Annotated in this window: 19 protein-coding genes; 13 read left to right on the top strand and 6 right to left on the bottom strand. The window is 73.5% G+C overall.

The features are described 5' to 3' along the window. Positions 1-24: 24 nt before the first annotated feature. Positions 25-1,977 (top strand): AfsR/SARP family transcriptional regulator, encoded by a 1,953-nt coding sequence (locus tag BLV05_RS03535; protein ID WP_046766733.1) that lies wholly within the window; start codon positions 25-27, stop codon positions 1,975-1,977. A 27-nt stretch (positions 1,978-2,004) separates the two neighbouring features. Continuing rightward, complete coding sequence (locus BLV05_RS03530; RefSeq protein ID WP_046766444.1) at positions 2,005-3,384, top strand: pyridoxal phosphate-dependent decarboxylase family protein; 1,380 nt, start codon at positions 2,005-2,007, stop codon at positions 3,382-3,384. A gap of 1 nt (position 3,385) precedes the next feature. Here BLV05_RS03530 and BLV05_RS03525 read toward each other — a convergent pair whose 3' ends face one another. Beyond that, positions 3,386-4,549 carry an ATP-binding protein gene (locus BLV05_RS03525; RefSeq protein WP_269149058.1) on the bottom strand — a complete coding sequence of 388 codons (1,164 nt, stop codon included), beginning with the start codon at positions 4,547-4,549 and terminating at the stop codon, positions 3,386-3,388. Positions 4,550-4,807: 258 nt separating this feature from the next. On the opposite strand from BLV05_RS03525, the gene BLV05_RS03520 reads away from it, so the two are divergent. The 6 genes from BLV05_RS03520 (at position 4,808) to BLV05_RS03495 (ending at position 12,497) form a co-directional block, all read left to right on the top strand. Next, on the top strand, positions 4,808-5,791 hold the full coding sequence (locus tag BLV05_RS03520; protein WP_197683520.1) for a LacI family DNA-binding transcriptional regulator: 984 nt from the start codon (positions 4,808-4,810) through the stop codon (positions 5,789-5,791). 148 nt (positions 5,792-5,939) lie between these two features. Further along, the gene (locus tag BLV05_RS03515; RefSeq protein ID WP_197683519.1) at positions 5,940-8,018 is read left to right on the top strand and encodes a beta-galactosidase; all 2,079 of its coding nucleotides are present in this window, start codon (positions 5,940-5,942) and stop codon (positions 8,016-8,018) included. Further along, the gene (locus tag BLV05_RS03510) at positions 8,015-8,893 is read left to right on the top strand and encodes a carbohydrate ABC transporter permease (RefSeq protein WP_046766447.1); all 879 of its coding nucleotides are present in this window, start codon (positions 8,015-8,017) and stop codon (positions 8,891-8,893) included. The genes BLV05_RS03515 and BLV05_RS03510 overlap by 4 nt, the downstream gene beginning before the upstream one ends. Beyond that, positions 8,893-9,747, top strand: coding sequence for a carbohydrate ABC transporter permease (locus BLV05_RS03505; RefSeq protein WP_046766448.1), 855 nt, complete (start codon positions 8,893-8,895; stop codon positions 9,745-9,747). Before BLV05_RS03510 ends, BLV05_RS03505 begins: the two co-directional genes overlap by 1 nt. Before the next feature lie 22 nt (positions 9,748-9,769). Then, positions 9,770-11,122, top strand: a complete 1,353-nt coding sequence (locus BLV05_RS03500; RefSeq protein ID WP_046766449.1) for an ABC transporter substrate-binding protein — start codon at positions 9,770-9,772, stop codon at positions 11,120-11,122. 10 nt (positions 11,123-11,132) lie between these two features. Next, a complete protein-coding gene (locus BLV05_RS03495; protein ID WP_046766450.1) occupies positions 11,133-12,497 on the top strand; it encodes a GH1 family beta-glucosidase in 1,365 nt (454 codons plus the stop codon). 43 nt (positions 12,498-12,540) lie between these two features. Here BLV05_RS03495 and BLV05_RS03490 read toward each other — a convergent pair whose 3' ends face one another. Then, entirely contained in the window at positions 12,541-13,386 is an 846-nt protein-coding gene (locus tag BLV05_RS03490) for a 2-keto-4-pentenoate hydratase (RefSeq protein ID WP_046766451.1), read from the bottom strand. 35 nt (positions 13,387-13,421) lie between these two features. After that, positions 13,422-14,144: an aspartate/glutamate racemase family protein gene (locus tag BLV05_RS03485; protein WP_046766452.1), complete on the bottom strand. Its 723-nt coding sequence runs from the start codon at positions 14,142-14,144 to the stop codon at positions 13,422-13,424. 113 nt (positions 14,145-14,257) lie between these two features. On the opposite strand from BLV05_RS03485, the gene BLV05_RS03480 reads away from it, so the two are divergent. Both BLV05_RS03480 and BLV05_RS03475 read left to right on the top strand, forming a co-directional pair. Continuing rightward, positions 14,258-15,187 (top strand): LysR family transcriptional regulator, encoded by a 930-nt coding sequence (locus BLV05_RS03480; protein ID WP_046766453.1) that lies wholly within the window; start codon positions 14,258-14,260, stop codon positions 15,185-15,187. A 50-nt stretch (positions 15,188-15,237) separates the two neighbouring features. Next, entirely contained in the window at positions 15,238-15,588 is a 351-nt protein-coding gene (locus BLV05_RS03475) for a cupin domain-containing protein (RefSeq protein WP_082154857.1), read from the top strand. On the opposite strand, the gene BLV05_RS03470 is transcribed toward BLV05_RS03475, so the two are convergent. Continuing rightward, positions 15,569-16,330, bottom strand: coding sequence for an arginase family protein (locus tag BLV05_RS03470; protein WP_197683518.1), 762 nt, complete (start codon positions 16,328-16,330; stop codon positions 15,569-15,571). The genes BLV05_RS03475 and BLV05_RS03470 overlap by 20 nt on opposite strands. 151 nt (positions 16,331-16,481) lie before the next feature. Continuing rightward, the gene (xylA, locus tag BLV05_RS03465) at positions 16,482-17,639 is read right to left on the bottom strand and encodes a xylose isomerase (protein ID WP_046766454.1); all 1,158 of its coding nucleotides are present in this window, start codon (positions 17,637-17,639) and stop codon (positions 16,482-16,484) included. Between the two features lie 169 nt (positions 17,640-17,808). Here xylA and BLV05_RS03460 point away from each other — a divergent pair, with 169 nt between their 5' ends. Next, positions 17,809-18,720 (top strand): fumarylacetoacetate hydrolase family protein, encoded by a 912-nt coding sequence (locus tag BLV05_RS03460; protein ID WP_046766455.1) that lies wholly within the window; start codon positions 17,809-17,811, stop codon positions 18,718-18,720. Then, positions 18,717-19,715, top strand: a complete 999-nt coding sequence (locus BLV05_RS03455; protein ID WP_046766456.1) for a LacI family DNA-binding transcriptional regulator — start codon at positions 18,717-18,719, stop codon at positions 19,713-19,715. Before BLV05_RS03460 ends, BLV05_RS03455 begins: the two co-directional genes overlap by 4 nt. Positions 19,716-19,852: 137 nt before the next feature. Here the strand turns inward: BLV05_RS03455 and BLV05_RS03450 are convergent, their stop codons facing one another. Then, positions 19,853-20,548 (bottom strand): haloacid dehalogenase type II, encoded by a 696-nt coding sequence (locus BLV05_RS03450; RefSeq protein ID WP_046766457.1) that lies wholly within the window; start codon positions 20,546-20,548, stop codon positions 19,853-19,855. A gap of 40 nt (positions 20,549-20,588) precedes the next feature. Between BLV05_RS03450 and BLV05_RS03445 the strand changes: the two genes are divergently transcribed. Further along, complete coding sequence (locus BLV05_RS03445) at positions 20,589-23,249, top strand: ATP-binding protein (protein WP_063932481.1); 2,661 nt, start codon at positions 20,589-20,591, stop codon at positions 23,247-23,249. The last annotated feature ends 15 nt before the right edge of the window (positions 23,250-23,264 follow it).

Raw genomic sequence — 23,264 nt, 5'->3', positions numbered from 1 at the left:
CTCCGGCCCGCCGATGAGCGTTCGATGAGCATGCGGTTCGGCGTGCTCGGCCCGGTCGTCGCGTGGACGGGCGACGGCGTGGCCGTCGACCTCAAGGGGCCGCGGCACCGCGAGGTTCTGGCCCGGCTGATCGCGGCGCGCGGCCGGGTGGTCCCGGTGGACCGGATCGTCGCCGACCTCTGGGAGTCGCCGCCCGACGGCGCCGTCGTCGCGGTCCGCACGTTCGTCGCCGCGCTGCGCCGGGCGCTGGAGCCGGACCGGGCGCCGCGCTCGCCGGCGACGTTGCTGGTCACCGAGGGGCCGGGCTACGCGCTGCGGGCCGGCGCGGACGCCGTCGACGCGTGGCGGTTCGCGGCCCTGGTCGAGGCGGCGGGTGACGCGGCGCCGGCGCCGGCCGACGCCCTGCGGCTGCTGGACGACGCGCTCGCGCTGTGGCGCGGCCCGGCCTACGCCGACTTCGCCGCGGCCTCCTGGGCGGCGGTCGAGCGGACCCGTCTGACCGAGCTGCGGCTCACGGCGGTGGAGCGGCGGGCCGACATGCTGCTGGCGCTGGGCCGCTCGGCCGACGCCGTCCCCGACCTGGACGCGCACGTCGCCGAGCACCCGTGGCGCGAGGACGCATGGCGGCTGCTGGCGCTCGCGCTGTACCGCACCGGGCGGCAGGCCGACGCGCTGGACGTGCTGCGGCGGGCGCGGACGCTGCTCACCGACCGGCTCGGCGTGGATCCCGGGCCGCGGTTGCGGGCGCTGGAGACGGACATCCTCCGGCAGGACCTGCCCGTCGACACGGTCGGGCGGGTGTGGGCCGATGCCGCCGCGGCGTACGACCAGACGGTGGCCGCGGGTGCGCCCGGCCGGCTGGAGTCGACCGTCGGGCTGCTGCGGACGCTCGCGCTCACCGGCGGGCGCGGGCTGGCGGCGGCGCAGGAGCAGCGGGTCGCCGCGATCGCCGCCGCCGAGCAGCTGGGCGACCCGGAGCTCACCGCGCGGGTCATCGGCAGCTACGACGTGCCCGGCGTCTGGACCCGCTCGGACCATCCGGACCGGTCCGCCCAGGTCGTCGCGGCGGCGGAACGGACGCTGGCCGCGCTGCCGCCGTCCACCCCGCCGTCCACCCGCGCCCGGCTGCTGGCGACCGTCGCGATGGAGTCGCGCGGCGCCCGCTCACCCCGTCCGGCAGGGGCCGCCGCCGAGGCGGAGCGGATCGCCCGCCGCCTGCACGACCCCGCGCTGCTGGCCTTCGCACTGAACGCGCGGTTCCTGCAGACGTTCCAGCGGGCCGGTCTGGCGCCGGCGCGCGACGGCATCGGCGCCGAGCTGGTCGCGGTGTCCGAGACGCATGGGCTGTCGGCGTTCGAGATCCTCGGCCGCCTGGTCCGCGTGCAGGCGCGCGCCGCCCTCGGCGACTTCGCCGGCGCCGACGAGCACGCCGCCGCGGCCGACGACCTGGGGCGGCGGCACGAGCGGCCGCTGGTCGACGTGTTCACCCGCTGGTACCGGGCGATGCGGCTGGCCGCGGACGGTGGCGCCGCCGCCGTCGACGACGCCGAGGACGCCTACCGCGCGGCGGCGCAGCGGCTGGAGGGCGCCGGGATGCCGGGCCTGGAGCGCGGGCTGCTGCCGCTTGCCCTGCTGTGCCTGCGGGTCTGGCACGACCGTCCCCTGGACTTCGCCGACGACACCGACTGGGGCCCGTACGCGCCGTGGGCGCGGCCGCTGGTCCTGCTGGCCCGCGACCGTCCGGCCGACGCCGCCGCGGCGCTGCGGATGGTGCCGGAACCGCCGCACGACCTGCTGTTCGAGGCGTCCTGGTGCCTGACCGGACGGGCGGCAATCGCGGTCGGCGACCACGCGCTGGCGGCACGGGCCCGGGCCGCGCTTGCGCCGGCGGCCGGCGAGCTGGCCGGGGCAGGGAGCGGCGTCCTCACCGCCGGCCCCGTCGCCCTGCATCTCGCCGCGCTCGACGCCGCCGGGTGAGGTGTACGGTGCCGGGCAGGGGTCCGTATGAGCGCTCCACGCGAAAGCTTCGACGCGGCCTTGGACGTCGCCCATGAGCGGGCGCGGGCCTGGCTGGAGGGGCTCGACGAGCGGGTCGTGCGTGCGAAGACCGACGCCGGCTCGGTGGCCGCGGCGCTCGGCCGCGAGCTGCCCGACGGTCCGGCCGACCCGGCCGACGTCGTCCGGCTGCTCGCCGACGCCGCGGAGCCGGGACTGGTGGCGACGCCGTCGGGCCGGTTCTTCGGGTTCGTCATCGGCGGCACCCTGCCGGCCGCGTTGGCCGCCGACTGGCTGGTCAGCGCGTGGGACCAGAACGCGGCGCTGCGGGCCGCGAGCCCGGCCGGCACCGCCGTCGACGACATCGCGGCGGCCTGGCTGCTGGACGTCCTCGGGTTGCCCGCGGACGCCGGGGTCGGCTTCGTCACCGGCGGGACGATGGCGAACTTCGCCGGCCTGGCGGCCGCGCGCGACGCCGTCCTGGCCCGGGCCGGCTGGAACGCGGCCCAGCGCGGGCTGGCCGGTGCGCCGTCCGTCCGTGTGCTGGTCGGCGCCGAGCGGCACGACTCCGTCGACGTCGCGCTGCGCTACCTCGGGCTCGGCGCGCCCGAGCCGGTCGCCGTCGACGACCAAGGACGGCTGCGTCCCGACGCGCTGGCGGCGGCGCTGCGTTCCGGCCCGCGCGGGCCGGTGATCGTCAGCCTGCAGGCGGGCAACATCCACTCCGGCGGATTCGACCCATTCACCGAGACCATTCCGATGGCACACGACGCCGGCGCCTGGGTCCACGTCGACGGCGCGTTCGGGCTCTGGGCGGCCGCGTCGCCGCGGACCCGCGGGCTGGTCGAGGGCGCCGAGGCGGCCGACTCGTGGGCGACGGACGCGCACAAGACCCTCAACGTGCCCTACGACAGTGGCATCGTGGTGGTCCGCGACCCGGCGGCGCTGCGCTCGGCCATGAGCTACCACGGCGACTACCTGCTCACCGACGCCTCCTACCTCGAGCCGTACGAGCGCGTCCCCGAGACGTCGCGGCGGGCACGGTCGGTGCCGGTGTGGGCGGCGCTGCGCTCACTCGGCCGGTCCGGCCTGGCCGCGCTGGTCGAGGGCCTGTGTGGGCACGCCGCCGCGTTCGCCGACGGCATCCGGCGCGACGTCGCCGGGGCAGAGGTCGTCAACGACGTCGTCTTCACCCAGGTCTGCCTCGCCTTCGCCGACGACGCCCGCACCCGCGAGGTCGGCCGGCGCCTGATGGCCGACGGCGCCGTCTGGATGACCGGCTCGCGCTGGCGCGGCCGCGAGGTGCTGCGCATCTCGGTGAGCAACTGGTCCACCGACCACACCGACGTCGCCCGCGGCATCGACGCCCTCGCCCGCGCCGCCGGGTGACTCACGCGGCCCAGAGGGTGGAGATCGGCCGTGCGGTGATGCGCTCGCCGAGCGGCATCGAGAGCGTGCCGGTGTGGTAGACGATGCCCTGCCGGAACCGCTGGCCGATCGTCGCGCGCAGCCAGGCGATGTGCCGGGCGTCGTTGGCCGCAGGGGCGGCGGTCGCCTTGATCTCGATGGCGACGACCCCGCCGTCGGCGGCCTCCGCGATCACGTCGATCTCGTGTCGGCCGTCTTGCACCCGCAGGTGGTGCAGCCTCCAGTCGCCGTCGGCGGTGGCGAACAGCGACCGCAGCTGGGCGATGACGAACGTCTCCAGCAGGTGCCCGACGATGTCGCCCCGGCGAAGCACGCCGAAGAGGTCGACACCGAGCAGGGCGGCGGCGAGCCCGGAGTCGACGAGGTAGCGTTTCGGCGCCTTGACAAGGCGGCTGATCCGGCTGTCGTGCCAGGCCGGGAGGGAATCGACCACTCGCAGGTCGGTGAGCACGCGCTGGTACCCGCGGACGGTGCGCACGTCGATGCCGACGGCCCGGGCGATTTCGGAGTCGTCGACGATCGCGCCGGAATACTCGGCCAGGACCCGGAACAGCCGTCGCAACGCGGTGAGGTCGCGGATCGGCTCGGCCTCCGCCGCGTCGCGGGTCACGAGCTGGTCGGCGAAGCTGCGCAGCCAGAGCTGCCGGTCGCGGTCGTCGAGGCCGAATGTGGCCGGATAACCGCCCACGAGCGCTGCCACCAGATAGTCCGTGAGGTCATGACCGCTGGGAGCGGACGCGGGCTCGCTGAACAGCAGCTCCTCCGGGCGTACCGCGTCACCACGCCCCTGCCGTTCCGCCTCGGTGAGCGGGTACATGTCCACATGGACGGTCCGGCCGGTGCCGGCCCAGGAGGCGCCTTCCAGTGCTGCGTGCACGCTGCCGGTGAGGACGAAGCTGCCAGGCCCGGCGCCTGTGTCGACGGCTCGCTTGACGGCGCCCAGAACGGCCGGGACCTCCTGCCACTCGTCGATGAGCAGCGTGCCGTAGGCCGGGCGAAGTGCCGCCAGCGCGGCCGACGGGTCGAGGTGGAAGGCAGCCGCCTGCCGCGGGTCGTCGAGCGCCACGGTGGCCGCCGCCATCCGCCTGGCCGTGGTCGTCTTGCCACATCCGCGCGGTCCGAGCACGATGACCGCGGGGAAGGCCCCGACGAGTCGGCCAAGAGTGCTGTCGGCGAACCGAGGAAGGTAGGTGGACACGGGCGGATCGTAGCAGCTCAGAAGCTGCTAATGTATGTCTGCCACAGACGCTGATGTTCGTTTGCCACAGTAGGTAATGCACGTCTTGCACGTCCTGCGATGCTCGTCTCCCACATGCTCATAATGGAGGCCCGGGACCGAAGGAGTGTGATGGGGCGTCAGGGATCCAGGTCGCGGCCTCCCACCATGGCCGACGTCGCGCGGCTGGCGCAGGTGTCGCCGCAGACGGTGTCCCGGGTGCTCAACGACTACGCGTTCATTCGGCCCGACACCCGCGACCGCGTCCTGCAGGCCATCGACGTGCTGGAATATCGGCCGAATCTGGCGGCGCGGACGCTGGCCACCAGCCGGTCGCGCACCATCGGCGTCGTCGCGACCGACTACCTGAGCTACGGGCCGGCCGCCGCGCTGTGGGGGGTCGAGCGGGCTGCCGGCGAGGCCGGGTACGGCGTCAGCATCGTCAGCCTGCGCGAGTCGAACCACCGGGCGTTCACCGACGCCCTGCAGCGGCTGGTGGGCCAGTCCGTCGAGGGCATCGTGCTGATCGCGCCGCAGGACCAGGCCGCGCACGAGGTGTTCGACGCCTACGACGACGTGCCGGTGGTGACGCTCAGCGCGTTCGAGACCGGCGAGCACAAGCCGATCATGCTCGACTCCGTCGAGGGGTCGCGCATCGCCACCCGGCACCTGGTGGAGCTCGGCCACACCGGCATCGCGCACCTGTCCGGGCCGCCGGGGTTCACGGTGTCCGAGTCGCGGGTGCGCGGCTGGCGCGAGGTGCTGGCCGACGCCGGGCTGGCCGCGCCCGAGCCGGTGGTCGGCGACTGGACGGCCGAGAGCGGCTACGTGCTGGGCCGCGAGCTGGCCCGCGACCGGGACGTCACCGCGGTCTACGCGGCCAACGACCGCATGGCCCAGGGTCTGCTGCTGGCCCTGCACGAGGCCGGCCGCCGGGTGCCCGAGGACGTCAGCGTCGTCGGCTTCGACGACGTCCCCGAGGCGGCGTACATGATCCCGCCGCTGACGACGGTGCGGCAGGACTTCGCCGCGCTCGGCCGGCGGTGCATCGAGTCGGTGCTGGCGCTGATCGACAACGAGCCCCGGCTGGAGCTCGACCCGCTGGTGCCGAGCCTCGTCGTCCGCGCCAGCTCCGGCCCCGCACCGCGCTGAGCGCATTCCCACGCGCGTCACCAGCGCTTTTCGCCAGCCCGGATTGTTTGCGATAACAAGACCGAAAGATCCAGTTCAGACCATGGGTTGACGCGCGCTTTGATAGCGCAAACAATGGCACCCACACCACGCCCGAAGGAGTGTTCTGGTGGCTCAGCACAGGTACCGCATCGGTGACCGGATCCTGTTCGGCGCCGCGTACTACCCCGAGTACCAGCCGGTCGAGCGGCTGGACACCGACTTCGGGCTGATGCGCGACGCCGGGTTCTCGCTGATCCGGGTCGGCGAGTCGGTGTGGAGCACCTGGGAGCCACGCGACGGCGAGTTCGAGCTGGAATGGCTGGACCGCGTCCTCGACGCCGCGCACGACCACGACGTCGCCGTCGTCCTCGGCACGCCGACGTATGCGGTGCCGCCGTGGCTGATGCGCAAGCACCCGGAGATCGCCGCCGAGGAGCGCACGGGCGTCCCCGTCCCCTGGGGCGCGCGGCAGGAGACCGACACGTCGCACCCGGTGTTCCGCCGCTACGCCGAGCGGGTCATCCGCGCCGTCGTCGACCGGTACGCCGGACACCCGGCGGTCGTCGGCTTCCAGGTCGACAACGAGCCGGGCAACGTGCTGGCGCACAACGAGCACGTCTTCGCCGGCTTCAAGGCCTGGCTGCTGGAGCGGTACGGCGACGTTAGCGCCGTCAACGACGCCTGGAACCTCACCCACTGGGCACACCGGATGAGCGACCTCGCCGAGCTGTGGCGGCCCGACGGCAACCACGTGCCGCAGTACGACCTCGCCTGGCGCCGCTACCAGGCCGAGCTGACCACCGAGTACATCGCCTGGCAGACCGCGCTGGTCAAGGAGTACGCGAGCCCCGACCAGGCCGTGTTCACCTGCATCGACATCGCCCGCCCGGCGGTCGACGACCACGCGCTGGGCCGAGTCGTCGACGTCGTGGCGGCGAACCAGTACCACGCGACACAGGACGAGCTCGGCCCTGACGCCGAGGGCGGCCACGAGTTCCCGCCTTCGGGCAGCTGGGCGCCGTTCTTCGTCGCCGACCGGACGGCGGCCGCCAGCGGCGGCGAGCGGTTCATGGTCACCGAGACCAACGCCACCAGCGTCGGCTTCCCGTGGTTCAACCATCCCGCCTACGACGGCCAATGGCGGCAGGTCGCGTGGGCGATGATCGCCCGCGGTGCGCGGGCCGTCGAGTACTGGCACTGGCACACGATGCACGGCTCGTGGGAGACGTTCTGGGGCGGCATCCTGCCGCATAGCTTCCGGCCCGGCCGGGTCTACGAGCAGGTCGCCCAGCTGGGGCGGGAGATCCGGACGGCCGGCGCCACGGTCGAGGGCCTGACGCCCGACGCCGGCGTCGCGCTGGTGTACTCGATGCCGACGCGGTGGGCGTTCGAGTTCCACCCGCCGCTGCAGGACCCGTCCGCCGACCCGCGGAAGCAGGGCGGCCCGGACCGCGCCGCCTACGAGCGCATGGTCTACCGCTGGTACGGCGGGCTCAGCCGGGCCGGCCATCAGGTGCGGGTCGTCCACGCCGACGACCTGACGCCGGACGGCGCCGAGCTGCCGCCGGTCGTCGTCGCGCCCGCGCTCTACCTCGCCACCGACGCCCAGCTCGCGGCGCTGCGGGCCTACGCGGCCGCCGGTGGGCACCTGGTGCTCGGCGCCCGGTCGCTCTACGCCGACGAGGTCGGGCGGCCGCGGCTGGACCGGCAGCCGGCCGGGCTCGCCGATGCCGCGGGCGCCTGGTACGACGAGTTCAGCAACCTGCTCGTGCCGGTCCCGGTGACCGGCGGGCTGACCGGCCACGCCACCGGCCTGATCGAGGGGCTGACGGCCGACGGCGCCGACGTCGTGGCCGGTTACGACCACCCGCACTTCGGCCGCTGGGCCGCCGTCACGACCCGCGAGTACGGCGCCGGCCGGGTCACGTACGCCGGCATGGTGCCCGACCTCGAGCTGGCGACGGCGCTCGGCACGTGGCTCGGGCCGGTGAACCCGTGGCTGACGCAGCTGGTCCCGGGCGCGGTCACCGCGCACGGCGCGACCAACGCGGCCGGGCAGCGGCTGTGGTTCGTGCACAACTTCGGCTTCGAGCCGCACACCGTGACCCCGCCGGTCCCCGTCGCCGACGTGCTCACCGGCGCATCCGCCGAGCGGCTGGAGCTGGGCCCCTGGGACGTGCGCATCCTGCGCGAGACCACCCCATGAGCGGCGCCCGGGCGAACCGGACGGCGTACCTGTTCCTGCTGCCGTTCCTCGCCGTGTTCGCGGTGACGATCGTCGTGCCGCTCGGCTACGCGGTCGGGCTGAGCTTCTTCAAGAAGCAGCTGATCGGCGGGACGGTCTTCGCCGGACTGGACAACTACACCCGGGCGCTGTCGGACCAGCTGCTGCACGAGGGCGTCGGCCGGGTGCTGCTGTTCCTCGCCATCCAGGTGCCGATCATGCTGGTCATCGCGCTGGCCATGGCGCTGGCGATCGACAGCGGACGGCTCGGCGGCAGCGCCGTGGTGCGCATCGGGCTGTTCCTGCCGTACGCCGTCCCCGCCGTCGTCGCGACGCTGATGTGGGGCTACATCTTCGGCGGCCAGTTCGGGCTGGCCGGCCAGGTCTTCGACGCCGCAGGGCTTTCCACGCCGGACTTCCTCGGCCCCGGGCTCATGCTCGCCAGCATCAGCAACGTCGTGACCTGGTCGTTCGTGGGCTACAACATGCTGATCTTCTACGCGGCGCTGCGGACGATCCCGGCCGAGGTGTACGAGGCGGCGGCCATCGACGGTGCCGGCGAGGTCCGCAAGGCGTGGTCGATCAAGCTGCCGGCGCTACGGCCGGCCCTGGCCCTGGCGCTGATCTTCAGCGTCATCGGCAGCATCCAGCTGTTCAACGAGCCGAGCATCCTGCAGGCGCTGCGCCCGAGCGTCGTCACGACGAACTACACGCCCAACCTGTACGCGTACAGCCTCGCCTTCACCGGGGGGCAGACGAACTACGCGGCGGCGGTCGCGGTGCTGCTCGGCGGCGTCACGGTCGTCATCGCCTACGCCGTCCAACTGGGCGTCGCGCGCCGGAACCGGGTGATCTGATGACGCGCCGCCGCTCGCCCGTCCTCACCGTCGTCTGCTGGGCGCTGCTCGCCTACTTCCTGCTGCCGCTGGTCTGGCTGCTGGTCAACGCGACCAAGACGAACGCCGACCTGTTCTCGACCTTCGGGCTGCGCTTCGGCACCGAGTTCGCGCTGTTCGACAACCTCAGGGCCCTGGCGACGTACCAGGACGGCATCTTCTTCCGCTGGTTCGCCAACACCGTCCTGTACGCCGTCGTCGGCGCGGGCGGCGCGGCGCTGGTCGCGGCGATGGGCGGCTACGCGCTGGCGAAGTACGACTTCACCGGACGACGCGGCGTGCTGGCGGCCGTGCTCGGCGCGGCCGCCGTCCCCGGCACGGCGCTCGCGGTGCCGACGTACCTGCTGTTCAGCCAGTGGGGTCTGGTGAACACCGAGGCGGCGGTGATCCTGCCGGCCCTGGCCAGTCCGTTCGGGCTGTTCCTCATGATGATCTACGCCCAGGACGCGGTGCCGGACTCGCTGGTCGAGGCCGCCCGCATCGACGGCGCCCGTGAGGGCCGCATCTTCTGGTCCATCGGGTTCCGGCTGCTGGTCCCCGGGTTCGTCACTGTGCTGCTGTTCCAGCTGGTGGCGACGTGGAACAACTACTTCCTGCCGCTCATCGTGCTCAACGAGTCGGACAAGTTCCCGCTCACGGTCGGCCTGAGCCTGTGGAACGAGCTCGCCAACGCCGGCGGCGTCAACCTCACCGAGCCGCTGTACCCGCTGGTCATCACCGGCTCGCTGATCGCCGTCGTCCCGCTCGTCGTCGCGTTCGTCGTGCTGCAGCGGTACTGGCAGTCCGGCATCGCGGCCGGCGGCGTCAAGCAATGACCACATCACTGGAGCTGAGGCCATGACCACCACCCACCGCACCCACCGTGCCCGCCGGCTGACGGCGCCGGCCGCCGCCCTGACCCTGCTCGTGCTCGCCGGCTGCGGCGGCTCCTCGACCGACGACGGCGGAAGCGACGGCGGGCCGACCGGCACCGCCGACGACCCCGTCGAGATCACCTTCTGGTCCTGGCTGCCCGACATCCAGACGACCATCGACCTGTTCGAGGAGACGCACCCGGAGATCGACGTCAAGCTCGAGAACGTCGGCGTCGGCACCGACCAGTACACGAAGATCCAGAACGCCGTCGACGCCGGCAGCGGCGGGCCCGACGTCGCGCACATGACCTACGACGCCATCCCCAGCTTCGCGCTGACCGGGGCGCTGGCCGACCTCGCGCAGCACGGCGGCGAGGACATCCCGGACACGTTCCTGCCCGCCGTCGTCAGCCTGGTGCAGCAGGGCGACGCGATCTACGGCGTCCCGCAGGACTTCGGGCCCGGCGTCATGTACTACCGCACCGACGTGTTCGACGCGGCCGGCGTCGAGGTGCCCACCACCTGGGCCGAGTACGCGACCGCCGCCGAGGCCATCCACGCCGGCGACCCGAACCGGTACATCACCTACCTCGACCCGGGCCTGGCCGACGCCGCGTACATGGGACTGTGGCAGCTCGACGCCGCGCCGTGGACGCTCGAGGGCGAGTCGGACCTGACCCTCGACCTCGGGTCCGAGGCGTCGCTGCGCTGGGCGGACTACTGGGACGGCCTCAACCACGGCGGCCTGACCATCGAGTCGGTGCAGGGCTCGGACGAGTGGTTCCGGCAGCTCGGCGAGGGCCAGATCGCCACCTGGGTGGTCGGCGCCTGGGGCCTGCAGGCGCTCACCGGCGTCGTGCCGCAGAACGAGGGCCTGTGGCGGGTCGCGCCGATGCCGGTGTGGGACGACGGCGACACCGCGACCAGCCAGTTCGGCGGCAGCGGCACCGTCGTCCTCGAGCAGAGCGAGCACAAGGACGCGGCCACCACGTTCGCGCTGTGGATGAACTCCGACCCGGTCGCGGTCGAGTCGCTGAAGAACGACCAGGGCCTGCTGCCCACCACGAACGCGGCCTGGGAGGACCCCGCCTTCCTCGACGAGGAGATCGCCTACCTCGGCGGCCAGCAGGCCCGGCAGGTGTTCGCGGAGTCGGCGCGCAACTCCGTCACGACCTGGCGCTGGCTGCCATTCCAGCCGTACGTCGGCAGCGTCTACAAGGACACCGTCGGCCAGGCGATCTCCGGGAAGACCAGCCTCGCCGACGGGTTCGCCGCCTGGCAGGACCGCGTCGCCGAGTACGCGCAGCAGCAGGGCTTCACCGTCACCACCGACTGAGAGGACGTTCGTGCCCAGGATCAACTTCCCCGACGGCTTCGATTTCGGCGTCGCGACCAGTGCCTTCCAGATCGAGGGCGCGTGGGACGCCGACGGGAAGGGTCCGTCCGTGTGGGACACCTTCGGCCACACGCCGGGGAAGGTCCACGACGACGTCCCCGGCGACGTCGCGTGCGACCACTACCACCGGTTCCGCGACGACGTGGCGCTGCTGAAGGACCTGGGCGTGGACAGCTACCGGTTCTCGCTGAGCTGGCCGCGGATCCTGCCGGACGGGACCGGCGCGGTGAACCGGAAGGGCTTGGACTTCTACAAGGAGCTGGTCGACGAGCTGCTCGAGGCCGGCATCGCGCCGAACGTCACTCTCTACCACTGGGACCTCCCGCAGGCCCTGGAGGACCGCGGCGGCTGGCCGAACCGCGACGTCGCCGGCTGGTTCGCCGACTACGCGGCGCTGGTGTTCGACGAGTTCCACGGGCTGGTGCCCCGGTGGAGCACGCTCAACGAGCCGATCGCCCTCTGGGTCGGCTACGGCATGGGCGCGTTCGCACCGGGGCGGGCCGACGAGCGGGCCGGGCGCCAGGCGATGCACCACGCGCTGCTGGCGCACGGCCGCGCGCTCGAGGCGTTCCGCGCCGGTGGGGACGCCGAGGCGGAGATCGGCATCGTCCTGGACATCTGGAAGCGGCACCCGGCGACGGCGTCGGTGGCCGACCACGACGCGGCCGAGCGCGGCGACGACGAGAGCTTCCGGTTCTTCCTCGACCCGCTGCTGCTCGGCGGCTACCGGGACCGGCTGGTGCGGCGGCTCACCGAGCGCGGCGTCATGCCGGAGACCCGGCCGGAGGACTTCGAGCTGATCGCCCGGCCGGTCGACTACCTGGGGCTGAACGTCTACTCGAGGGTGGTCGCCAGCGCCGCCGACGCCGAGCAGCGCTGGTGGGTGGCCGGCGACGCGCACCCCGGCGGCAACTTCCTCGACAACGGCATGGAGTTCTACCCGAAGAGCGTGTACGACGCGATCCGCATGGTGACCGGCGAGTACGGCTTCGACCGGCCGCTCTACGTGACGGAGAACGGGGTGTCCGACGCGCTCGGCGACGACGCCGCGCACCCGATCGACGACGCCGAGCGGATCCGCTACGTCGCCGGCTTCCTGTCGTGGATCGCCAAGGCGGTCGAGGAGGGCGCCGACGTGCGCGGCTACTACCTGTGGTCGCTGATGGACAACTACGAGTGGTCGGCCGGGTTCAGCCAGCGGTTCGGGCTGTACCACGTCGACACCCGGACGCTGGCGCGCACGCCGAAGCGGTCGGCGCACTGGTACCGCGACGTCATCGCGGCGCGCGGCTTCGACCCGGCCGCGCTGCCCTGACGGGAGGGTGGTCCGGCGGCGCCCGGGCGCCGCGGCACGTCCATCAGCGCAGGTCCTCGTCCACGTCGTCCTCGTCTCTCGTCGCTGGAGCAGCCAGCCGCAGCGGAGAGGACATGAACGCCGTCACGCGGCCGATGCCGGCTATGTCGGCGGTGAAGGTGTCGCCGGAGTCGACCGGGACGGTTCGGGTCAGGGAGCCGGACAGCACGACGTGCCCGGGCTCGAGGCCGACGCCGAGCAAGCCGAGCGTGTTCGCCAGCCAGGTCAGCGAGTCGAGCGGTGATCCGAGCAGCGTTTGCGCAGTGCCGGTCTCCAGGACTTCACCGTTGCGTGACAGGCTGCAAGTGCTCGACATCCCGGCCAGCTCCTCCGGGCTGATCGGGGTATCACCGAGAACGACACCGCCGCTCGAAGCGTTGTCGGCGATCGTGTCCACGATCGAGATCCGCCAGTCCGCGATCCGCGAGTCGACGATCTCCAGAGCGGGCACGGCGTACTCGACTGCCTGTGCCGCCTCGGCGACGGTCACGCCCGGTCCCTGGAGGGAGGACTCGAGCACGAACGCCAGCTCCGGTTCGATCCGCGGCTGGATGAACGAGTGCGCCGGGACGGGCTGGTCCGCCGGATGGAACATGCTCGCCGTCAGATGACCGTAGTCGGGCTCGTGCACGCCCATCTGCTCCTGGAGCGCAGCGGAGACCAGGCCGATCTTGTGGCCGCGGATCAGGTCGCCGCTCGTGGTCCAGGCCCGAACCTGCTCCTGCTGGATGCGGTACGCGTCGACGAGCGTGGCGTCGGGATACCTCTCGCTCAGGGGAGCGATCGGCGAACCGGTTCGATACACGCCGAGCAGGGCAGCCGCCGCGTCCCGCACGTCACGATCGTCCATCGGGATTCCCGTCCGGCCCTGCCTCCCGGGCGCCGTCACCGGCTCGGTCCGCCGCGCCAGGCGGGCATCGGCCTGTCGCCCACCGCGACCTCGTATGCGGCCTGCGCCACCAGGCGGGTCGAGTCGAGGACGGGCAGTGGTGAGTCCTCAGGGCCGATCAGGATCGGGATCTCGGTGCAGACCAGGGCAACCGCGTCGCAGCCCCGTTCGGCCAGCTGCGTGATGATTCGAACGTACTCGTCGCGGGATGCGTCGGTGACGACGCCGTTCACCAGTTCCTTGAAGATGATCTCGTCGACGATCCGTCGGTCGTCGGCGTCCGGGAACTCGGCGGCGATGCCGCGCCGAGTCAGCGCGCGCGGGTAGATCGGTCCGTCCATCGTGAACTTCGTGCCGAGCACGCCGACGCGGGTGCGGCCCTGGCGGTCTGCCTCGTCGGCGACGACGTCAGCGATGTGCAGCCCCGGCAGCGCAAGGGCCTCACCCGGCACTTCGAGTGCCAGGTGAGCGGTGTTGTCGGGGCAGACGAAGAAGTCCGCGCCTGCCTGGGCGAGCCGCTCTGCACTCCGCGCCAACGTCGCCCGGACCGACGCGTGGTCGCCGGCCTCCCACGCGGCCATGCTGAAACCGAAAGCGGTGTAGTCGAGGGTCACGTCCGGGTGCTCGTTGCGGCCCGTCCGGCGGAAGCCCTCCTCGCAGTAGGTGAGAAAACACAGCGCCGCGCCTTCGGTGCTGTGGGCGAGGATGCCGAGATGCATGACGACGGCTCCGAGGTTCCGATGGGCTGGACACCACTCATCCTCGCCGGTGCACGAGTAGCCTCCTATCCCGAGGCATCGATTGATATGGTTGCCATGCCTTGGAGGTATAGGTGGATCTTCGGTTGCTCGGCTATGTGGTCGCGATCGCGGAGGAGGGATCCATCAGCGCCGCCGCTCGCAGGATGCACCTGACCCAGCCGACGCTGAGCCGGCAGCTGCGGCAGCTCGAACGGCAACTTGACGTCGAATTGTTCAGCCGAGCGGGCCGCGGGCTCGTGCCCACCGCCGCCGGTGACGCGTTGGTGCAACGGGCCGGGAAGGTGCTTGCGGAAGCCGACGCGGTGCTGGACGACGTCCGCCTGGCCGCCCTCGGTAAACGCGGCCGGCTGACGATCGCGTTCGCCGGATCGGCCATCAACGGTCCCCTCGGACAAGCCCTCGGCCGCATTCGGGCGGAGCTACCGGATGTCGACCTCCGCCTCGTCGACCTGTTCGACGACGCCGACATGTCCGCCGGCGTGCTCGACGGAGGTGTCGACGTCGCCGTGCAACGCCTGCCGCTGCGTGACGCCCGTCTCGCCCGCCGGATCTGGACCCGAGAACCGCTGTCACTCTTTCTGCCTGCCAGTCATGCGTTCGCGAGGGCCGCCGAACCGGTGCCCGTCGCCGTCCTACGCGACATTCCGCTCGTCCTCTGGCCGCGGGAGGCGTCGCCGCAGTCTTACGACGAGATCATCGCGCTGTGCCACCGGGCCGGGATCGTGCCGCAGATCGCTGCGGAGGGGCGCAGCATCCAGACGATTCTCGCCCTTGTCGCAGCCGGCTTCGGCGGGGCCGTCATGACTGACTCCTACCGCATGCTGCACCGCGCGGGTGTCGCGGCCCGCCGGCTGACCGCCACCTCCACGACGCTGCATCTCGTCTGGCGCACCGATGACGACCGCCCGCTCATCAGAGGACTGCTGGCCCTTCTGGACGACCCGGCCTCGCCTCGGGACCCGGCACGCGGGACCACGACCGGTCGGTCGGGAGAGGCCTGACCGGCGCTCCGCCACTGACTCGACGGGATCGGCGGTCGTACGATCGGAGCATGAGCCGCGCCACCGTTGTCGACCAGAGCGACCTGCCGATCGAGCTGGACGGGTCGGCGGTGGAGTTCGAGGGACGCGACCACGGCGGCAGCGTGTCGGTCATCCTGGTCAGCACCGACGAGGACGGCGCCGGCCCGCGGCTGCACCGTCACCCCTACGACGAGACGTTCGTCATCCGCGGCGGTCAGGCGCTGTTCACCGTCGGCGACCAGGAGCTCGTCGGCCGCGCCGGGCAGATCATCGTCGTGCCGGCCCAGGTGCCGCACAAGTTCGCCAAGACCGGCCCCGAACGCCTGGAGATGACCGACGTCCACGCCAGCCCGGTGTTCATCACCGAGTGGCTGGAGTGACCGAGACGATCCCGCGTAGCAGCTCGACGACGCGCTCGGCGTAGTCGCCCGACGGGTCGAGGTCGGGGCGGAAGTCGGCGACGCTGAGGCCGAGCAGCCGCGGCGACGCCGCCAGCGGCGCGAGCGCCTCGGCCAGCTGCTCCCACGCCGGCCCGCCGGACTGCGGGTAGGTCACGGCCGGCAGTGCCGACGGGTCGAGCACGTCGAGGTCGATGTGCAGCCAGCAGCCGGCCGTCCCGGCCCCGTCGTCGATCAGGTCGCGGGCGGTGCGCCCGGTCGCCGCCGGGTCGGCCAGCAGCTCCGGCGCGGCGATGCGGTGCAGCGTGGCCGGCAGCCGGCCCACCTCCGCCGCCGACGCGGGGTCCAGGCCGGTGGTCCGGTGCCCGAGCAGGACGACGGCGGACGGGTCGACCATCGGGACCGTCCCGGCCAGCGACACCAGTGGCGGCGCGCCCTCGCCGGTGAGGACGGCGAGCTCCATGTCCGCCGTCTCGCCGGTGTCGGATGTCGCGCCGTCGAGGTAGTCGGGGTGGCCGTCGGCGAACCACAACCCGGCCGGACCGAGCACCGTCAGCAGCGCCGGAACCACGCCGAGCAGCAGGCTGCAGTCGCCGCCAACGACCAGCGGCCGCGACCCCGGCCGGTCCCGCAGCGCGGCGGCCAGCGACGCCGTCAGCGCCCGGGCCGCCGCGATGGTCGCCGGCAGCGCCAGCACCCCCGGTCGCCGGGTCCCGCTCCGCACCCTCGACGAGGGTGGCGGCGTCGCCGAGGTCGGCCTCGACCAGCGAGGTCAGCCCGGCGGCTCGCAGCGCGCCCGGCGCCGCTGCCTCACCTCGCAGCGACGCCGAACAGTCCCACGGAGCACCGAGCAGGAACCAGCCCACTCCTCGATCTCAGCGCACGCCGTACAGGTAGTCCAGCGCCAGCTGGTCCAGCCGCTCGAACGCCATGCCGCGCTGCGCCGCTTCCTCGGGGTCGAACTCGTCGGCCCGCAGCGAGTCGACGGTCTCGCCCGGCGCCGCGGTCGGCGTGGCCAGCTGGTCCAGCCGGGCGGCGACCAGGGCCTCCTGGACCTCGGGGTCGGCGCGGAACGCCGCGGTCTTCTCGAGCAGGATCAGGTAGTTGCGCATGCAGCCCGCGGCCGACGCCCACACGCCCTCGATGTCCTCGGTGCGCGGCGGCTTGAAGTCGAAGTGCCGCGGGCCGTCGTAGCCGCCGGACTCGATGACGTCGACGGTCCAGAACGCGCCGCGGGCGTTGCCGGCGCCGAACCGGAAGTCCTGGTCGTAGCGCGGGCCGGTCTGGCCGTTGAGGTCGATGTGGAAGAGCTTGCCGTGCCACAGCGCCTGGGCGATGCCGTGCGCGTAGTTCATCGAGGCCATCTCCTCGTGCCCGACCTCGGGGTTGAGGCCGACCATCTCGGGGTGCTCGAGCTCGTTGATGAACGCGATGGCGTGGCCGATGGTCGGCAGCAGGATGTCGCCGCGCGGCTCGTTCGGCTTCGGCTCGATGGCGACCTTCATGTCGTAGCCGCGGTCGAGGATGTACTGGCCGAGGAGGTCGAACGCCTCCTTGTAGCGGTCCAGCGCGGCCCTGATGTCCTTGGCGGCGCCCGACTCAGCGCCCTCGCGGCCGCCCCAGGCGACGAACACCTTGGCGCCCAGCTCGGCACCGAGGTCGAGCTGGTCGGCGGCCTTGCGGATGGCGAACCGGCGTACGTCTCGGTCGTTGTTGGTGAAGCCGCCGTCGCGGAAGACCGGGTGCGAGAACAGGTTCGTGGTGACCATCGGGACCTGCAGGCCGGTCTCGTCCAGCGCCTGGCGGAACGGCTTCAGCGCGGCATCGCGCTCGGACGGCGACGCCCCGAACGGGATGACGTCGTTGTCGTGGAACGTGATGCCGTAGGCGCCGAGCTCGGCGAGCTTGTGCACCGCCGTGGCGGGGTCGAGCCGCGGCCGTACCGCGCCGCCGAAGACGTCCACCCCCTCCCAGCCGACCGTCCAGAGGCCGAAGGAGAACCTGTCCTCGCGGGTGGGGGTGTAGTCGTTCATGCGCGTCCTCCAGCCGAAAGTTTCTTCAGATACGCCGACACCCTAAGCCCGGGTAGAGAGCGTTCACAAGGGTGGACGTGGGTGAATGTCACGCCGTTGACATCTGGCTGTGACGCTCGTTACGGTGACGGCTCCGAAACTTTCGGTCGCCGTTCGGACGGAGAGCGCTGTGCTGCTGGTCAGGTTCGCCACCCCCTCGTCCCCGGTCGCGAGCGTCGGGGTGCTCGACGGCGACACCGTCACCACGCTGGACGGCGTCGAGTCGCTCGGATCGCTGTGGCGGCTGCCGGTGGCGTCGCTTCGGCCGGTCGTCGAGGGCGCCGGCGGGCCGGCGTTCCCCGCCGCCGACGTCACCATGCTGCCGCCGGTCGACGCCGGCACCGAGGTGTGGGCCTGCGGCGTCACGTACAAGGTGTCCGAGGAGGCGCGGGTCGAGGAGAGCGAGCGGGCCGCGTCCGTCTACGAGCAGGTCTACGATGCCGAGCGGCCGGAGCTGTTCTTCAAGTCCGTCGCCTGGCGGGTGGTCGGCCACGGCGAGCCGGTCGCCGTCCGGGCCGACTCCCGCATCGACGTGCCCGAGCCCGAGGTCGCCGTCGTCGTCACCGCGCAGGGCGAGATCGCCGGGTTCACCGTCTGCAACGACGTCTCCTCGCGCACCATCGAGGGCGAGAACCCGCTCTACCTGCCGCAGGCCAAGGCCTACCTCGGCGCGTGCGCCGTCGGCCCGGGCATCCGGCCGGTGTGGGAGGTCGGCGACCCGTACGCGCTGCCGGTCTCGATGAGCATCGTGCGCGACGGTGCCGAGGACTGGTCGGGGTCGGCGAGCACCGGCCAGCTGCGCCGGCGGTTCGACGAGCTGGTGTCGTTCCTGGTGCGCGCCGACGTGTTCCCCGACGGCGCCGTGCTGTCGACCGGCACCTGCCTGGTGCCGGCCGCGCCGTGGACGCTGCGCGCCGGCGACTTCGTCCGCATCGAGGTCGGCGGTGTCGGCGTGCTGGCCAACCCCGTCGTCGAGGGCGTCGAGGCGATGTCGTGGCTGGTCGACGCGCGCGACGACGTCAGGCTGCGTGCCGCACCGTGACCACCACTCGCGTGACGATCGCGGAGATCGCCCGTGAGGCCGGCGTCTCCGAGGCGACGGTCAGCAAGGTGCTCAACGGCCGGACGGAGGTCGCGCCGGCCACCCGGGCCCGCGTCCAGGACCTGCTCGACGCCCGCGGCTACGAGCGTCGCGGCACCCGGGTCGAGGAGCGCACCGGCCTCATCGACCTCGTCATCTCCGAGCTGAACACGCCGTGGTCGATGGACGTGCTGCGCGGGGCCGAGCAGGAGGCGCGCCGGGCCGGTGCCGCCGTCGTCGTCACCTCGACCGAGGGCCGCGATGACGCGAGCTGGCTGGACCGCGTCACTGCCAGGCGCTCCGACGGCGTGCTGCTCGCGCTGGCGCCGCTGCCGGCCGGCGGGGCCCGCCGGCTCACCGCGGCCGGCATCCCGTTCGTGCTGGTCGACCCGGTCGGCGGGTTCGACCCCGCCATCCCGACCGTCGGCGTCACGAACTGGGCCGGTGCGCTGGCCGCCACCGAGCACCTGATCGGGCTCGGGCACCGGCGCATCGCCGCCATCACCGGGCCGCCGGAGCTGGTCTGCAGCCAGCAGCGCGTCGAGGGGTATCGCGCGGCGCTCGGCCGGGCCGGGCTGCCGGTCGACGACGCCCTCGTCCGCTACGGCGACTTCCGCCCAGGCGGCGGCGAGGACCAGGCCCGGGCGCTGCTGGAGCTGCCCGACCCGCCGACGGCCATCTTCGCCGGCTCCGACCTGCAGGCCACCGGCGTCTACGCCGAGGCGCACCGGCGCGGGCTGCGGGTCCCCGACCAGCTCAGCGTCGTCGGCTTCGACGACGTCGCGCTGTGCGAGTGGGTGTCGCCGGCGCTCACCACGGTGCGCCAGCCGCTGCTCGAGATGGCCCGACTCGCGATCCGCACCGTCCTCGACCCGCCCGGCACCGGCCAGCCGCTGCGCATCGAGCTCTCCACTGCCCTGATCACCCGCGAGAGCACGGCCCCGCCGCCCGGCTGAAGGCGCAGACGGATCTTCGGGCCGCCGCCCCGTTGATCTTGGAGTTGTTAGGCCATCTATCGGACAAATCGCCAAGCAATTGCCGAAGAACTCCAAGATCAACTTTTGGCGGCGGTGGAGTCGGCTGCCGGCGGGTGCTAGACGTCGCGCTCCAGCAGCGCGGCCAGGTCGTCGAGGCTCGGCGCCAGCAGGTCGAAGGAGTCCGCCGGGCTGGGCGGATCGCCCACCGGACGCTCCACGTACGCCGTGCGCATGCCGACGGCCTGCGCGCCGCGCAGGTCCCAGGCGTGCGCCGCGACCATGAGCAGCCGCTCCGGCTCGCACCCCGTGGCGCGGATGGCGAGCCGGTAGACCTCGGGATCGGGCTTGTAGCTCCATGCGGCCTCGGCGGAGAGCAGCTGGTGCCAGCGCAGCCCGGCGTGCGCGCTGATGCGGGTCAGTGCGACGGGGCTGGCGTTCGACAGGCCGACCACCGGGAAGTGCGCGGCGATGCGGTCCAGCCCCCGGACGGAGTCGGCCCACGGCTCCAGCCGTTGCGCGGCGGCCGCCAGCGCGCCGGTCACGCCGGGGTCGTCGACGCCGGCCTCGGCCGCGACGAGCGCCGCCGCCTCGCGGTCGATGACGGTGCTGTCGGCGTAGGGACGGTGGCCCGCGAGCACCTCCTGCTGCTGCTCGTCGACGTAGCGGTACCACCGGTCGGCCAGCGCGCCGGTCGTTGCGTCGTCGACACCCGGGAGGGCGGCCCGGATGCCCTGCCTGATCCCGGTGGGCTCGTCGACCATGGTCCCGAGGATGTCGAAGACCACGACCTCGATGTCGGGGCGCGGCGTCATGGTCAGCACTCTAGGCCGCGTCCTGGGCCACAATGGCCGGGTGGTGGCCCCGGAGATCTCGGCGCGCGAGGCCGAGGTGCTCGCGGCGCTCGGCCAGCACCTGACCAACGCCGAGATCGCCGCCCGCTTCGTCATCTCCGTCCGCACCGTCGAGAGCCACGTGTCGGCGCTGCTGCGCAAGTTCGGCGCGAGCGACCGGCGGGCGCTGGCCGCGCTGGCGCCGTCGGTCGTGCCGGATGGCCCGGCGGGGGTGCCGGCGCCCGAGTTGCCCGCGCCTCTGACGTCGTTCGTCGGGCGCGAGGACGAACGGGCCGCGCTGCTGGCGGCGGTCGATGAGCAGCGGCTGGTCGTCGCCGTCGGGCCGGGCGGGGTCGGCAAGACCCGGCTGGCGCTGGCCGTCGCGGCCGGTGTCACGGACCGGTTCGCCGGCGGCGTCTGGTACGCCGACCTCGTCCCGGTGCCCGACGGCGACGCCGTCCCGGCCGCGGTCGCGACGGCGCTGGGCCTGGGCGAGCAGCCCGGCCGGACGGCGCTCGACACCGTGCTCGGGTGGGCGCGCGGGCGCTCGGCGCTGCTGGTGCTGGACAACTGCGAGCACGTGCTCGACGGCGTCGCCGGGCTCGTGGAGCCGCTGCTGGCCGCCGCGCCCGGGCTGACGGTGCTGGCCACCAGCCGGTCGCGGCTGCTGCTGCCGTTCGAGTGGGTGGTGCCGGTGGGCGGGCTCGGCGCCGCCGCTGTGGCGTTGTTCGGCGAGCGGGCCAGGGCGGCCGGCGCGGTGCTGGACGCCGCTGCCGACGAGCGAGTGGCCGCGATCTGCGCCGCGCTCGACGGCAGCCCGCTGGCGATCGAGCTGGCCGCCGCGCGCCTGCCGGCCGTCGGCCTGGACGGGCTGGAGAGCGGCCTGGGCGACCGGCTCCGGCTGCTAGACGGCGCCCGTCGCGGTGGCGGACGGCACGGCTCGCTGCGGTCGGCGCTGGACTGGAGTCACGACCTCCTCGACGACGACGGCCGGGCGGTGTTGCGCCGGGTGTCGGTGTTCGCGGCGCCGTTCCGGGCCGACGCGGCCGCCGCGGTGGCCGGGGTCGCGCCGTCGTCGGCCGGTCGCGTGCTGGCGGCGCTGGCCGACGACAGCCTGCTGGTCCCGGTCGCGGGCGGGGACGGGACGCGGTACCAGGCGCTGGAGACGATCCGGCAGTACGGCGCCGAGCTGCTGGCCGCGGCCGGCGAGGCCGACGCCGTCCACGCCGCCCACCTGCGCTGGTGCGTCGGCGGAGGGACCGCGCTGCTGGACGCCGATGCCGCGGCCCCTGACTGGCGCGGCCGCTTCGACCGCCTGGCCGACGACCTCCGCGCCGCCGTCGCCTGGTCCGCCTCCGCGGAGGCGGCGGCGTTGCTGGGCCGGCTCTGCCACCGTCGCGGGCGGCCGGCCGAGGCGCAGCGCCGGTTCGAGCAGGCCGCCGCGCTCGCGCCCGACGACGCGGGCCGGGCCGCCCAGCTGCGGCTCGCCGCCGGGTCGGCCCGGTCCCGGCTGGCCGGCGACGAGGCGCTGCGGCTGCACCTCGCGGCGGCGGAGGTGGCGGAGCGGGCCGGCGACGCCGTCCTCGTCGCCCACCAGTACGCCCACGCGGCGGAGCTGGTGCACCGCTCGGCCGGGATCCTCGCCGAGGTCCCTCCCGCGGCCACGGCCGCCGGCTGGCTCGCCACCGCGACGCGGCTGGCCGACGACCCCGGCACACGCGCCCGGTGCGCCGTCGTCGAGGCGTTCGCCGCCGCCGACGACGAGCCGGGCACCGTCGCGGCCACCGAGCGGGCGATCGAGCTGGCCCGCGAGAGCGGCGACCCGATCGTCGAGAGCGCCGCCCTCGACCAGCTCACCGGGCTGCGCCTCGCCCGCGGCGAGGCCCGCGCCGCGCTGGAGAGCGCGCTGCGCCGGACTGCGCTGCTGGCCGGGCCGCCCGATCCGGAGCGCGGCTTCGAGCTGTCCGACGCCTACGGCATGGCCACGGAGTCGGCGATCGCGGCCGGCGACCTCCGGCGGGCCCGGCAGGCCGCCGAGACGCTGCGCGCCCTGCCGTCGCAGCGCGAGGTGGCGCACGTCGGGACGGCCCGGCTCATCGTGGTCATGGTGCTGACCGGCGACTGGACCGAGGCGGTCGCCGTCGGCGAGCTGTTCCGGGAGAGCTGGGAGGGCGCCGGCCGGCCGCGCATCCCGTCGCTGCGCCGGGTCGCCGCCGCGCTCGGCGCCGTCCACGGTGCCCGCGGCGACGCCGCCGCGCAGGACGTCTGGCGCGACGTCGAGGCAGGCGTCGGGTCGGCCGAGCGGCGGCCGCACGACCAGCGCTCGGTCGAGAGCTTCTTCGCCGCCCTCGAGGCGCTGCACCTCGGCCGCCCCGCCGACGCGGTCGCCGTCCTGCACCGGCCGCCGGAGGAGTTCCGCAGCTGGTTCGAGCTGATCTGGCGGCCCTGGTACGCCGCCGCCTGGGCCGAGGCCGCGGTGCTGGCCGAGCTGCCCGACGCCGCCGAGCGGATCGGCCGCGCCCGCCCGTTCACCAGCGACAACGTGGTGGCGGCCGCCGTCGTCGACCGGGCCGCGGCGCTGGCCGCCGACGACCGCGACGGCGTGCTCGCGACCGCCGAGACGCTCGACGCGGCCGCCTGCCGCTACCAGTGGGAGCGCAGCCTGCTGCTGGCCGCCCACTGAGTGCTTTCCGTGGTC

Origin of the sequence: Jiangella alkaliphila, assembly GCF_900105925.1 — a bacterium.
Taxonomy (GTDB): domain Bacteria; phylum Actinomycetota; class Actinomycetes; order Jiangellales; family Jiangellaceae; genus Jiangella; species Jiangella alkaliphila.
The sequence above is the reverse complement of the archived record's forward strand: the minus strand, read 5'-3'. Positions and strand labels throughout refer to the sequence as shown.

What these genes read in the sequence shown, in the direction of transcription:
- BLV05_RS03535 (WP_046766733.1), top strand. Translation starts at nt 25, where the DNA reads ATGAGCATGCGGTTCGGCGTGCTCGGCCCGGTCGTCGCGTGGACGGGC.
- BLV05_RS03530 (WP_046766444.1), top strand. Translation starts at nt 2,005, where the DNA reads ATGAGCGCTCCACGCGAAAGCTTCGACGCGGCCTTGGACGTCGCCCAT.
- BLV05_RS03520 (WP_197683520.1), top strand. Translation starts at nt 4,808, where the DNA reads ATGGCCGACGTCGCGCGGCTGGCGCAGGTGTCGCCGCAGACGGTGTCC.
- BLV05_RS03510 (WP_046766447.1), top strand. Translation starts at nt 8,015, where the DNA reads ATGAGCGGCGCCCGGGCGAACCGGACGGCGTACCTGTTCCTGCTGCCG.
- BLV05_RS03505 (WP_046766448.1), top strand. Translation starts at nt 8,893, where the DNA reads ATGACGCGCCGCCGCTCGCCCGTCCTCACCGTCGTCTGCTGGGCGCTG.
- BLV05_RS03500 (WP_046766449.1), top strand. Translation starts at nt 9,770, where the DNA reads ATGACCACCACCCACCGCACCCACCGTGCCCGCCGGCTGACGGCGCCG.
- BLV05_RS03490 (WP_046766451.1), bottom strand. Translation starts at nt 13,386, where the DNA reads ATGGACGATCGTGACGTGCGGGACGCGGCGGCTGCCCTGCTCGGCGTG.
- BLV05_RS03485 (WP_046766452.1), bottom strand. Translation starts at nt 14,144, where the DNA reads ATGCATCTCGGCATCCTCGCCCACAGCACCGAAGGCGCGGCGCTGTGT.
- BLV05_RS03475 (WP_082154857.1), top strand. Translation starts at nt 15,238, where the DNA reads ATGAGCCGCGCCACCGTTGTCGACCAGAGCGACCTGCCGATCGAGCTG.
- xylA (WP_046766454.1), bottom strand. Translation starts at nt 17,639, where the DNA reads ATGAACGACTACACCCCCACCCGCGAGGACAGGTTCTCCTTCGGCCTC.
- BLV05_RS03450 (WP_046766457.1), bottom strand. Translation starts at nt 20,548, where the DNA reads ATGACGCCGCGCCCCGACATCGAGGTCGTGGTCTTCGACATCCTCGGG.